Annotated in this window: 8 protein-coding genes; all 8 read left to right on the top strand. The window is 64.0% G+C overall.

Annotated features, from left to right (window positions below; translation table 11 throughout):
* Positions 1-13: 13 nt before the first annotated feature.
* From tssK to PSH64_RS29640, 8 genes are read left to right on the top strand one after another with little or no spacing between them, the layout of a single operon-like run.
* Positions 14-1,348 carry a type VI secretion system baseplate subunit TssK gene (gene tssK / locus PSH64_RS29675; RefSeq protein WP_305479404.1) on the top strand — a complete coding sequence of 445 codons (1,335 nt, stop codon included), beginning with the start codon at positions 14-16 and terminating at the stop codon, positions 1,346-1,348.
* Between the two features lie 6 nt (positions 1,349-1,354).
* Complete coding sequence (locus PSH64_RS29670; RefSeq protein WP_105342373.1) at positions 1,355-2,653, top strand: DotU family type VI secretion system protein; 1,299 nt, start codon at positions 1,355-1,357, stop codon at positions 2,651-2,653.
* Positions 2,650-6,150 carry a type VI secretion system membrane subunit TssM gene (gene tssM, locus PSH64_RS29665; protein ID WP_305479403.1) on the top strand — a complete coding sequence of 1,167 codons (3,501 nt, stop codon included), beginning with the start codon at positions 2,650-2,652 and terminating at the stop codon, positions 6,148-6,150. Before PSH64_RS29670 ends, tssM begins: the two co-directional genes overlap by 4 nt.
* Positions 6,147-6,797 carry a type VI secretion system-associated protein TagF gene (tagF, locus tag PSH64_RS29660; protein ID WP_305479402.1) on the top strand — a complete coding sequence of 217 codons (651 nt, stop codon included), beginning with the start codon at positions 6,147-6,149 and terminating at the stop codon, positions 6,795-6,797. Before tssM ends, tagF begins: the two co-directional genes overlap by 4 nt.
* Entirely contained in the window at positions 6,798-7,529 is a 732-nt protein-coding gene (locus PSH64_RS29655) for a PP2C family serine/threonine-protein phosphatase (RefSeq protein WP_181150661.1), read from the top strand.
* The gene (locus PSH64_RS29650; RefSeq protein WP_105342364.1) at positions 7,526-10,564 is read left to right on the top strand and encodes a serine/threonine-protein kinase; all 3,039 of its coding nucleotides are present in this window, start codon (positions 7,526-7,528) and stop codon (positions 10,562-10,564) included. The genes PSH64_RS29655 and PSH64_RS29650 overlap by 4 nt, the downstream gene beginning before the upstream one ends.
* Positions 10,564-11,280, top strand: coding sequence for an ABC transporter ATP-binding protein (locus PSH64_RS29645; protein WP_305479401.1), 717 nt, complete (start codon positions 10,564-10,566; stop codon positions 11,278-11,280). Before PSH64_RS29650 ends, PSH64_RS29645 begins: the two co-directional genes overlap by 1 nt.
* Positions 11,280-12,476 carry an ABC transporter permease gene (locus PSH64_RS29640; protein WP_105342360.1) on the top strand — a complete coding sequence of 399 codons (1,197 nt, stop codon included), beginning with the start codon at positions 11,280-11,282 and terminating at the stop codon, positions 12,474-12,476. The genes PSH64_RS29645 and PSH64_RS29640 overlap by 1 nt, the downstream gene beginning before the upstream one ends.
* Positions 12,477-12,501: the final 25 nt, after the last annotated feature.

The following is a 12,501-nucleotide window of genomic DNA, read 5'->3' as shown; positions in this document are numbered from 1 at the left end:
CTCGGAGCCCCCCATGTCCTGGAACAATCGCGTGGTCTGGTCGGAAGGCATGTTCATTGGAACGCAGCACTTCCAGCAGCATGACCGTTACCTGGAGAACCTCATCGACGCTCGGAGCCGACCTTTGTCGGCCGGTGCCTGGGGATTCTCCGAATTGCTGATCGATCAGGGCCTGCTGGCCCAGGGCAAACTGGCGATCATCTCGGCGCGGGGCCTGTTGCCGGACGGCACGCCATTCAACATTCCCCAGGATGACCTGGCGCCGAGCCCGCTGAATGTCGATGACAACCTGCGCGATGGTCTGGTGTACCTGGCCTTGCCGCTCAAGCGAGCCGGTGCGCGTGACACCGTTGACGAAGGCGAAGCCCTGGGTGCCGCGCGCTACGTGAGCCAGGTGCGTGAAGTGCGGGACGACAACGCGCCGTTCGAAAACCAGGCGCCGGTGGCCGTGGGTTCGAGGGCACTGCGATTATTGGTCGCCCAGGATGGCATCAGCGACTACGCCGCCATTGGCCTGGTGCGGATCAAGGAGAAACGCGCCGACCGCGCCTTGGTGCTCGACGAGACTTACATCCCGCCACTGCTGGATGTGGCCGCCTCCAATCCCCTGAGCGCGTTTCGCAACGAGCTGTTGGGCCTGCTTCATCAACGCGGCGAAGCCCTTGCCGGGCGGGTGGTGGCGTCCGGAGCCGGCGGCGCCTCGGAGATCGCCGACTTCATGCTGCTGCAACTGGTCAACCGCGCCCAACCGCTGATCCAGCACCTGAGCCGGTTGAGCCCGTTGCACCCCGAACGGTTCTACAGCGAGCTGGTGAGCCTGGCCGGAGAGTTCTCCACCTTTACCGCTTCCGGGCGGCGACCGCAGGAGTTCCCGCAGTACCAGCACGATGACTTGGCGCTGAGTTTTGCGCCGGTGATGCAAGCCCTGCGTGAGGCGCTGTCGATGCTGATCGACAGCAAGGCCACGCCGATTCCGATTGTCGAAAAAGCCTACGGCATTCATGTGGCCATGCTGGCCGACAAGACCCTGCTCGACAGCGCCAGCTTCATCCTGGTGGTGCGCGCCGACGTGCCCGCCGAGACCCTGCGCGGCCACTTCGGCCAGCAGAGCAAGGTCGGCTCGGTGGAGCACATCCGCAACATGGTCAACCTGCAATTGCCGGGCATCAAGCTGTTGCCGCTGCCGGTGGCGCCACGGCAGATCCCGTATCACGCCGGCTCCACCTATTACGAACTGGACCGGGGCAGCGAGCATTGGTCGCAACTGGCCAACTCCGGCGGTTTTGCGTTCTACATCGCGGGGCAATTCCCGGGGCTGAACCTGGCTTTCTGGGCGATCCGAGGATAAACCGCGATGAACAATGACGATCGTACCCAGTTCATGCCGACACCCGGTGGCCGTGGCGCCGACCCGATCCGCCCGGATCCCGGTCGCGCCCAGCCCGCGCCCCTATCGATGCCGGCCGCGCCGGTGTTGACCGGGAAGGCAGAAGGTCTCAACCCCCTGGAGAGCGCCGCCGGCCCGCTGCTGGCGTTGTTGACTCGCTTGCGCAACACCATTGCTCACCCGGCACCGGCGAGCCTGCGGGCGCAATTGCTGGCCTACCTGCGCCAGTTCGAGGAACGCGCCGAGGCCGCCGGCGTGGTGCGCAATGATGTGTTGCTGGCTCGTTACGCCTTATGCACTGCCCTGGATGAAGCGGTGTTGAGTACGCCGTGGGGCGGCACCAGTGACTGGGGCAAGCAGAGCCTGCTTATCACTGTGCACAACGAAGCCTGGGGGGGCGAAAAAGTGTTCCAGCTGTTGGAACATTGCCTGCAAAGCCCCCGCGAACGTTTGTATCTGCTGGAGCTGTTGTACCTGTGCGTGTGCCTGGGTTTTGAAGGCCGGTATCGGGTCATGAACGACGGTCGCAGCCAACTGGAAGCCTTGCGGGAACGCACCAGTGGGGTCATCCGCAGCGCCCGTGGCGATTATGAGCGTGAATTGTCGCCCCATTGGCGCGGCGTCACCGTGGCCCGCGACCGGCTGGCGCAATTCATGCCGCCATGGATCGCCGTGGCCATTGGTGTGGCGTTGCTGCTGGCGCTGCTGTTCGGCCTGCGCCTGAAACTGGCCGCCGATGCCGAGCCGGTGTTTAAAAACATCCATGCGCTGGGCGAGATCCCGGTGCAGGCCATCGACCGTCCGGTGGTGCAGCCGAAACTGGTTGAGCGGCCACGCCTGGCCGGTTTCCTCGCCGATGAAATCAAGGCCGGCCGGGTGGCCGTGGAAGATGCCGTTGACCGTTCAGTGGTGACCATCCGTGGCGATGAGCTGTTCGCCTCGGGCAGCGCCAGCATTGTCGACAATTTCCAGCCGCTGATGCTGCGCATCGCCGATGCCATTCGCAAGGTCAAGGGCCAGGTCCGGGTGACCGGCCACAGTGACAATCGCCCGATTGCCACCTTGAGGTTTCCATCGAACTGGGCCTTGTCCGAGGCGCGGGCCACTTCGGTGCTGCAAATCCTGTCGGCCAAGACCGGCCAGCCCGAGCGCTTCAGCGCCGAAGGCCGCAGCGACACCGAACCGCTGGCCTCGAACGCTACGACAGAGGGCCGCGCACGCAATCGTCGGGTCGAAATCACAGTGTTGGCGGAGGGGGTCGAGTGAAGGCGTTTTTCAGTTTTATCATCCGCTGGGTCATTCCGTTGCTGGGGCTGATCGCCCTGAGCCTGATCATCTGGTTTGTCGGGCCGCTGCTCGAATGGCTGGTGCCCGAAGGCCGGCGCTGGGCATTGATCATTCTGGTATTTGCGGTATGGATCGCCTATCGGGCGTTTCGCATCATCCAGGCCCGCCGTCAGGCCGCCGAAGTCATGCGCAGCCTGGCGGCGCAAACCCCGCCTGACCCCACCAGCCTCGCCAAGGCCGAAGAACTCGAAACCCTGCGCCAACGCATGGACGAAGCCCTGGCGCTGTTGAAGAAAGCCAAGCTGGGCGGTGACGAGCGCCGCAATCTCTACGAACTCCCGTGGTACGTGATCATCGGTCCTCCGGGTTCGGGCAAGACCACGGCGCTGGTCAACTCCGGGCTGCACTTCCCATTGGCGGCGCAGTTGGGCGCCGGGGCGGTGCGCGGCGTCGGCGGCACGCGTAATTGCGATTGGTGGTTTACCGATCAGGCGGTATTGCTCGATACCGCCGGGCGCTACACCACCCAGGACAGCGACGCGACGGTCGACAAGGCTGCATGGCTGGGCTTCCTGGGGCTGTTGAAAAAGCAACGAGCCCGCCGCCCGATTGACGGTGCGTTTATTGCCATCAGCCTCTCCGACCTGCTGCTGGCCAGCGATGCCGAACGGGCCGCCCATGCCGCCGCGATCCGCCTGCGAATCCAGGAGCTGTACACCCAATTGGGTGTGCGCTTCCCCATCTACCTGCTGCTGACCAAACTCGATCTGGTGCCCGGGTTCATGGAGTATTTCGACACCCTGAGCAAGGAAGAACGGGCCCAGGTCTGGGGCATGACCTTCGCCCTGGACGACGGTAAAAGCAATGACAGCCCGTTGGTCCATCTGCAAAGCGAATTCGCCGGCCTGGAGCAACGGCTGAACGATCGGCTGGTGGAGCGCTTGCAACAGGAGCGCGACCCGGCGCGGCGCGATCTGATCTACGGCTTCCCGCAACAGTTCGGCGCATTGAAGGATTGCCTGCAAAGCTTCCTCGAGGGTGTGTTCAAACCCAACGCCTTCGAAGAGCGGGTGCTGTTGCGCGGGGTGTATTTCACCAGCGGCACCCAGGAAGGCAGCCCGATTGACCGGCTGATCGGTTCCATGGCCCAGAGCATGAACCTGGACCGTCAGCACTTGGTGCGCCAGAACGGCACCGGGCGCAGTTACTTCATTGAAAAGCTCTTCAGCGCCGTGGCTTTTGCCGAGCGTGGGCTGGTGGGGGTGAATCCGAAAGTCGAACGTCGGCGCAAATGGATCGCCCGAGGCGTGCTGGCCTCCAGCGTAGCCCTGGTATTGGTGGTCGGGACATTGTGGTGGGTCAGCTACCGCGCCAACCAGGCGTATATCGCGCAAGTCGATCAGAAAGTCGCGCCCCTGGGCCAGACGGTGCAGAACCTCAGCCCGGCACAGCGGGACGTGCTCGCTGTACTGCCGTTGCTCGACGCGGTGAAACATTTGGCCGGTGACGCGCCGAACTGGGCTGAAGGCCTTGGCCTGTATCAGGGCGACATGCTTGAAGCCGAGTCCGCCAGCGTCTATCGCAAGCTGTTGATCGCCGTCTTCGCGCCACGCTTGCTCACGCGTATCGAAGAGCAACTGCATGGCGGCGGCAATTCGGATTTCCTTTATGAGGGCTTGAAGGCCTACCTGATGCTGGCGGACAACGAGCATTACGATGCCGACTTCATCAAGGCATGGATCACCCTGGACTGGGACCGCAGCCTGCCGCGCGACTTGCCGGCCGAGCAACGTCTGGCCCTTGGCGAGCACTTGCAGGCGCTGTTCGAGCGCCATCCGCCCACCGCGCGTCTCGACCCGCGCCTGATCGATGACTTGCGCAGACAATTGCAACAGCTGCCAGTGGCCCAGCGTGTCTATGACCGGATCAAGCGGCAGAAACTGCCGGACGGTATCCCGGACTTTCGCCTCAATGAAGCGGCCGGGCGCGATGCTGCGCTGGTGTTCAGCCGCAAGAGTGGCAAACCCCTGGGTGAACCCTTGAGCGGCTTCTTCACGGCCAAGGGTTACCGCCAGGGCTTTTTGCTCGCCAGCCTGAACCAGACCGGTACCCTGGCCGAGGAACAGTGGGTGCTCGGTCACGACCAGGCAGAACAACAGAACGTCGCCAGCCTGGCTGCCGACGTACGCCGTTTGTACTTCCAGGATTTCCAGCGTCAGTGGGACGCCTTGCTGGCTGATATCGACTTCGTGCCGATCACCAGCGTGGCCCAGGCCGCCGATGTGCTGCGGGTGATTTCCGGGCCGACTTCGCCGCTGAAAAAACTGCTGGTGGCGGTGGCGAAGGAAACCGACCTGCAACAGGAAGAACGCCTGCTGGCCGCCAAGGGCGGGTCGGTGGAAGGCGGGGTCGACAAGCTCAAGGAGCGCCTGGGCACCTTGCTCGGCCAGGAGCAGGCGACGCAAAACACAGCGGAGGCCAGTGACGATCCCGTCACCGCGCACTTTGCCGAACTCAACGGTATCGTCAGCAAGAACGAAGGCGAGCCGGCGGCCATCGATGGCCTGTTGGCCGACATGAACGCCCTGTATGTGCAGGTCAGCGCCATGGTCGGCGCCAGCGGCGAGGCCTTGCTCGGCGAAGCCAAGAACCAGGCCGCGGCTGCCGCGACACGGGTCAGTCTCAACGCCGAGCGTCAACCGGCGTTGGTGCAGGGCCTGGTCAAGTCGGTAGTCAACTCCACCACCAACAGCATGATGGGCGGGGTACGCAATCAACTGAATGCGGCCTGGACCAGTGAAGTGGTGAACATTTATCGCCAGTCCCTGGCCGGGCGTTATCCGATGTCGCCGGGCAGTGCGCGGGACGCGACCCTCGACGACTTCGGCCAGTTCTTCGGCGTGGGCGGGGTGATGGACAACTACTTCCGCAAATACCTGCAGCCCTACGTGGATACCTCGACCCAAGCCTGGCGCTGGCAACCGGGCGCCGCGCAGAAGCTCGGTATCGCCCCGGGTGTGCTGCAAACCTTCCAGCGGGCAGCGACCATCCGGGACGCGTTTTTCCGCTCCGGAGGCACCCAGCCGATGGTGCGCTTCGAACTCAAGCCCGTGGCAATGGACGCTTCCATCACCCAGTTTTTGCTCGACCTCGACGGCCAGCAATTGAGCTATGACCACGGCCCGAGCCGCCCGACCGCCATGCAATGGCCCAACCCCGGCAGCATCGGCGTGGTGCGGATCTCGATCATGCCGCCGTCGACCAGCGGTCGGTCCGGCATCACCCTGGATGGGCCCTGGGCCTGGTTCCGCCTGCTGGAGCAATCGGACCTGACCGTCGGCAACTCGCCGGACCGCTTCAACCTGCGGTTGCGGGTCGACGGCGCCAGCGCCTCTTATGAGCTGCGGGCCAACAGCGCCTTCAACCCGTTCAAGAGCCGTGTGCTTAGTGGTTTCAGCCTGCCGGAGCGTTTATGAGCACGCCGGGCTTCTATGGAAAGTTGGCCAGTCGCGGGGACTTTGTCAGCCGTGGCTTGCCGCAGAGTTTTATCGGCCCCTGGGATTCATGGCTGGCGGCGGGGTTGCTCGCAAGCCAGAGCCTTGGGGACCGTTGGCTCAATGCCTATCTGATCAGTCCGTTGTGGCGTTTTATGGTCGCGCCCGGTGTATGTGGGCCGCAGGCCGTCGTGGGGGTGGTGATGCCGAGCGTCGATCGGGTTGGCCGGTATTTTCCGCTGACCGTCGCGGTGCTGCTGGAACACGATGCCGATCCGGCCTCGGTGGTCGGTGGTTCGGATGCCTGGTTTGAACAGGTCGAGCAATTGATGTTGAGCACCTTGAGCGTGGAGGCGAGCTTCGAAGCCTTCGGTGCGGGGCTGGAGACGCTGGGTAGCCCGGCGTACCTGCGGCGCATCCCGAGCAGCCGTTTTGCCGGCCTGCATCGCTTTGATGCCACCGCTCCGCAGGCGCGAATGACCGCCCTCGCCGAACAGGCCTGCGAAGGCGCCAGTGTGTGGTGGGGCCAGGGTTCGGAGCGCATCGCCCCCGGTTTATTGCGGTGCCAGGGCCTGCCGGCCGCCGCTGATTTTGCGCAATTTTTGCTCGGCCAAGAAGGTGTTGTGTAGATGTGTTCAAGCGTTGGAAGGACCCTCAAATCTGCAAGCAAAAGCCATGTCGGTATGGTCCGTCAGGTTAACGAAGACGCTTGCCTGGACCTGCCGCAAAAAGGCCTGTGGGTGGTCGCCGATGGCATGGGCGGGCACGCGGCGGGCGACTACGTCAGCAGCCTGATTATCGACAGTCTGCGTAGCGTGGCCGCGGGCCGCTCGCTGGATGAATACGTCGCAGCATTGAAAATCGACCTGCAGCGGGTCAACGCCGCCGTGCGTGAAGAAACGGCCAATCGCGGCGTGACCATGATGGGCAGCACGGTGGTGGTGCTGGCAGCGCGTGACTTGCGCGGGGTATGCCTGTGGGCGGGTGACAGCCGCTTGTATCGCCTGCGTGACGGTCGGCTCAAACGCATCTCGCGGGATCACAGTTACGTCCAGGATCTGCAGGACAGCGGCCTGCTCAGCGAAGCCGAAGCCCGGGTGCATCCACGGTCCAATATTGTCACCCGCGCCATCGGGGTCCAGGCGGGGCTGGAGCTGGCGATGGTCGAGCTGCTGTTGAAGCCCGGCGACAGTTACCTGTTGTGCAGCGACGGGCTGAACAAAACCGTTGAAGATCATGAGATCCGCGACGTGCTGAGCCACGATGAGCCTGGGGAAATCGCCAGCAGCCTGGTGTCCCTGGGCCTGATGCGCGGCGCTCCGGACAACATCACGGTCATCGTCGTGAAGGTGCCTTCATGAACGTCACCGCGAACATTCTGATCCCGGGCTATGACATCGACGGCGAGATCGGCGAAGGCGCCATGGCCAGTGTTTACCTGGCGACCCAGCGCTCGCTGGAGCGCAAGGTGGCGTTGAAGGTCATGGCCGCTGCGCTGGCGGCCGACCCGAGTTTCTGCGAGCGTTTCCTGCGCGAAGGCAAGACTCTGGCGCGCCTGTCTCACCCGCATACGGTCACCATCCATGACATCGGCAATGTCGGTGAGCTGTATTACATGGCCATGGAATACCTGCCCAACGGTACGCTCAAGGAGCGCATTGCCGCCGGCCTGACGCCGGAGCAGGGCCTGATTTACGTCCGCCAGATCGCCTCGGCGCTGGGCTATGCCCATGGTCTGGGGCTGGTTCATCGCGACGTCAAACCGGCGAACATTCTGTTCCGCGCCGATGGCACGGCGGTGCTCTCGGACTTCGGCATCGCCAAGTCGCTGGACGACCGCACCCAGTTCACCCAAGCGGGTTTTGCCGTCGGCACGCCCAGCTACATGAGCCCGGAACAGGCGCGCGGCCAGGACATTGACGGTCGGGCCGATCTGTATGCCCTGGGCGTGGTGCTCTACGAAATCCTCGTCGGCAAACTGCCGTATACCGGCAACGACGCGCTCTCCACGGCCCTGGCGCATTTGACCGAACCGTTGCCGGAGCTGCCGGTGCACCACGGCCGTTATCAAGAGGTGCTGCGCAAGCTGTTGGCCAAGGATCCGGCCGAGCGTTTCCCGGATGCAAAAGCGCTGTTGCAGGCGCTGGACAATCTGCCGCGCGAATCGGTTGAAGCGACTACGATCCGGCCGTTGCCCCTTCCGGTGGGCAATGACCTGGCGGGGCTGACGCCGGTGTCCATCGACATTCCGACGAGCCCCGCACAGCCACAACCCCAAGCCAAGCCTGTTGCGCCGGCTATGAAGTCGACGCCGCAATCCGCGCCTTCGGGACAACGGAAGGGGCCGGTATTCGCACTCGCCGCCGTCGCGGTAGCCGTGGTACTGGCCTTGGGCGGCGCGGGTTATTGGTGGTTGTCTGGTGACGTTGAAGAGGACGCCAGGACGCCGGTAGTTTCAGTGCCACCGGCCAACACGACGCCGGCAGTGGTTGCACCAGAGCCACCCGTAAAGACCCCTGTGGTGACACAAGTCGATGACGGTCAGCGTCCGCTTTTGATGGCCGGCAAAAAAACCTTGTTCCAGCGAGTGCTCAGCAAGCCGGGGGCCAAACTCGCCGGTGAACCGGGGGCCACACCTGGCAAGGCGTTGCCGGCGTTTTCCGTGCTGTACGTCTATCAGCGCAAAGAGGTTGATGGCAGCCCATGGCTGCGCGTCGGCGCCGCTACCGACGGGCGCAGTGACGGCTGGTTGCCGGCCGAGCAAGCCAGCGACTGGAAGCAAAGCCTGGTGCTCAAATTCACCGAACGCTCCGGCCGTGCGCCGGTGATGTTCCTGCGTCAACCTGGCGAAGTGGAGCGGCTGCTGGCCGACCCTTCGGCGGCAAAAAACCTGTTGCTCAAGGCCCAGCAGAACCACGAAGACAATCAGCAAGTGCTGGCCCTGGAACCGGCCGCCAGCGCGGTGCCGCAAAACCAGTTCTACCTGTTGCCGATCTTCGATTCGCGCGAGAGCCTCGATGAAAACGGCCAGCCGGTGCAGTTGCTGAACGTGGCCTCCATCGACCCCGGCAATGCACCGAAGGCCACTGTCGGCAACACTCCGATCAGCGCCGCCAATGCCGATGCATTTCGCACCGCCGTGGTGTTGGTCGTCGACACCACGGTGTCCATGCAGCCCTACATCGATCAGGTCCGCGACGTGGTACACCAACTGCAAACCCGGATCGCCGAGCGGGGCGAGCTGGACAGTGTCAGCTTCGGCCTGGTGGGGTTTCGCAACAGCATCCAGAAAACCCCGGGCCTGGAATACGTCGCCAAAACCTTGATCACTCTGGACCAGGGCCGCGACCCACAGCGCTTCATGGACCTGGCGCGGCAGGTCAAGGCGTCCACGGTCTCGAGCCATTCGTTCAACGAAGATGCGTTTGCCGGCGTGATGGAAGCGGTCGAGGGCATGGACTGGTCCGGCTATGGCGGGCGTCTGATTCTATTGGTCACCGATGCCGGCGCCTTGCGCAAGAACGACCCGTATGCCGCCACGCAAATGAACGAGGCCGAAGTGCGTCAGGCCGCACTGGGCAAACAGATCAAAATCTACGCCTTGCACCTGCTCAGCGACGCCGGCAAGAAAACCCACGGCGGTGCGCAAAGCCAATACCGCACCCTGACCGCCGACGCCAACCCGCAGATCGGCGACCTGTACATTCCGGTGCCGGGCGCCGATGTGCGCAAGTTCGGTGAGCGGGTGGACGAGATCGGTTCGGTGTTCGCCGACCTGGTGCATCAGGTGCGTAGCAACACGCCGCAAACCGTGCCGCTGCTGGGCGGCGCACCGAGCCTGACCGACAAGTCGGCGGCCGTCGGCTACGCGATGCACATGGACTTTTTGGGGCGTAAAGCCGCCAGCCAGGCGCCGCAACTGGTCAGCGCCTGGACCGCCGACCGTGACCTGACCAACCCGGCACTGCCAGCGTTCCAGGTGTGCGTGATGCTGACCAAACTGCAGCTCAACGACTTGCAGCAATCGCTGAAACTGATCGTCGATGCTGCCCGCAAAACCCAGACTTCGCCGAAGAATTTCTTCCAGGAAATCGCCAGCGCCAGTGCCTACATGAGCCGCGATCCCTCGGCCTTGCGCAAGGGCGGCAACCTGGCCGATGGCGGGGTTCTGGGTGAGTACCTGGAAGGGCTGCCCTACCGCAGCAAGTCATTGAACATGACCCAGGATTTGTGGCTTTCCCTGAGCGTGGCCGAGCAGGAAGACTTTATCGATGAGCTGGACTCGAAAATCCGCCTCTACGAAACCTTCCACAACGACCTGGCCAACTGGGTGCGTTTCGGCGATGCCGAGCCGGGTGATGCCTTGTACCGCGTTCCGTTGTCGACGCTGCCGTGATGCTGAACATGAGCGCAGTGCACAAAAGCCGGGGCGCCGGCAGCCAGCGCTACAGCCTGGTGATTCCACGGCTGCAATTGCGTGCCGGTGAACAACTGGCGGTGGTCGGGCCCAGTGGCTGTGGCAAAAGCACGTTGCTCGATTTGCTGGCGCTGGTGCTGGCGCCGGATCAGGCCGGGCAGTTTGACTTTACTCCCGGCCAAAGCAGGACGGACATTGCCGGGCTGTGGCGCACAGATGCGCACAGTACCTTGGCGGATTTGCGCAGCCGACACTTGGGGTACGTGCTGCAAACCGGAGGTCTGCTGGACTTTCTGGACGTGCGCCGCAATATCGACCTGTCACGTCAACTGCTCGGCTTGAAAGACGACGGCAGCGTGGACCGCCTGGCCGGGGCACTCGATATCGCTGATCAACTGGGGAAAAGACCGGGCGATTTATCCGTCGGCCAACGGCAACGGGTGAGTTGCGCCCGCGCCCTGGCCCATGGGCCGCGTCTGCTGCTGGCCGATGAACCGACCGCTGCCCTCGATCCGCTGAACGCCGAGCGCGTGATGCAATTACTGGTGACCCAGGCCCGCGAATTCGGTGTGTGTTGCGTCGTTGCCACCCACGACGAGTCCCTGGCCCGCGCCAGCGGTTTGCAGGTGCGGCGCATCGGTTGTCATCGCGACCTCGATGGCGGTGTCACGGCCACCCTCGGGGAGGCCTGCTGATGCGCCGCGCGCTGGTGGTTTCCCTGGCCTGGCAGGATTACCGCAACGATGCGTGGCTGTCGGCCTGCTCGGTACTGGCGCTGGTGGCGGTGGTCGCACCGTTGCTGGTGCTGTTCGGCTTGAAATTCGGCCTGGTCAGCAGTTTGACCGAGCGCCTGGAAAACGACCCGGCCACCCGGGAGATCATCCCCCTGGGGGGCGGCCGGTTCAGTGCGGCGTTTATCGAACAGTTGAGCCAGCGCAGCGACGTGTCGTTCGCCTTGCCGCGCACCCGGCAGATTGCCGCGACAGCGGATCTGACCGCTGGCGCTTCGACGGTGACTGTGGAAATGATCCCCACCGCCGCCAACGATCCATTGCTCGGCAGTCTGCCGGTGCCCCAGGGGCTGGATCAGGTGCTGCTCAGCCAGACCGCCGCTGAAAAGCTCGGGCTCAAGGCCGGTGATTGGTTGCAGGCCAGTTTTGGCCGGCAGGTGGCCGGTCGTGGCGAGGCGCAGCGCACTCGCGTTCAGGTGCTGCAGGTTCTGCCGCTGGAAGCCTTCGCCCGGGACGGATTATTCGCGCCGTTGACGTTACTGGAGGCGGCTGAAGATTACCGGGACGGCCGCGCCGTGCCAGCGTTCGGTTGGCCAGGTGATGCGCTGGGCGTGACGGAGCAGCGGGTGTATCCGGCGTTTCGCCTGTACGCCCGCAGCCTCAAGGATGTCGAGCCGCTGCGCCAGTACTTCGCGGCGCAGAACCTGCTGGTCTCGACCCAGGCCCAGACCATCGCCCAGGTGCAATCGCTGAGCCGCAACCTGTCGATCGTGTTCTGGATCATCGCCGGATTGGCCGTGGCGGGAGCATTCGCGGCGATCTTTGCTGGCGCGCTGGCGGCGGTCGAGCGTAAGCGCAGAGAGTTATCGGTGCTGCGCCTGCTGGGGTTTTCCACAGCGGCGTTGCTGTTGTTTGTGGTGGTGCAGGCGCTGTACAGCGCCGGCCTTGCCGCCCTGTTGAGTGCCGGGCTGTATGGTTTGGCGCAATCGGGCCTGAACCATTTATTTGCGCAGATGCCGGGCGAGTACGCCAGCCATCTGCTGGCGCGTCACTACGCGTTGGCCCTGGCGGCCGTGCTCGGCGTCAGTGCCGTGGCGGCAGTCTGTGGTGGCTGGCGAGTGGCGCGTATCCAGGCGTGTGAAGGAATCCGAGATGTATAAGTTACTAGGCGCCGCCGTGGCGCTG

Source organism: Pseudomonas sp. FP1742 (assembly GCF_030687145.1).
Taxonomy (GTDB): Bacteria; Pseudomonadota; Gammaproteobacteria; order Pseudomonadales; family Pseudomonadaceae; genus Aquipseudomonas; species Aquipseudomonas frederiksbergensis_D.
This window is presented reverse-complemented; position numbering and strand designations above follow the sequence as displayed.

What these genes read in the sequence shown, in the direction of transcription:
- tagF (WP_305479402.1), top strand. Translation starts at nt 6,147, where the DNA reads ATGAGCACGCCGGGCTTCTATGGAAAGTTGGCCAGTCGCGGGGACTTT.
- PSH64_RS29655 (WP_181150661.1), top strand. Translation starts at nt 6,798, where the DNA reads ATGTGTTCAAGCGTTGGAAGGACCCTCAAATCTGCAAGCAAAAGCCAT.
- PSH64_RS29640 (WP_105342360.1), top strand. Translation starts at nt 11,280, where the DNA reads ATGCGCCGCGCGCTGGTGGTTTCCCTGGCCTGGCAGGATTACCGCAAC.
- PSH64_RS29670 (WP_105342373.1), top strand. Translation starts at nt 1,355, where the DNA reads ATGAACAATGACGATCGTACCCAGTTCATGCCGACACCCGGTGGCCGT.
- PSH64_RS29650 (WP_105342364.1), top strand. Translation starts at nt 7,526, where the DNA reads ATGAACGTCACCGCGAACATTCTGATCCCGGGCTATGACATCGACGGC.
- PSH64_RS29645 (WP_305479401.1), top strand. Translation starts at nt 10,564, where the DNA reads ATGCTGAACATGAGCGCAGTGCACAAAAGCCGGGGCGCCGGCAGCCAG.
- tssK (WP_305479404.1), top strand. Translation starts at nt 14, where the DNA reads ATGTCCTGGAACAATCGCGTGGTCTGGTCGGAAGGCATGTTCATTGGA.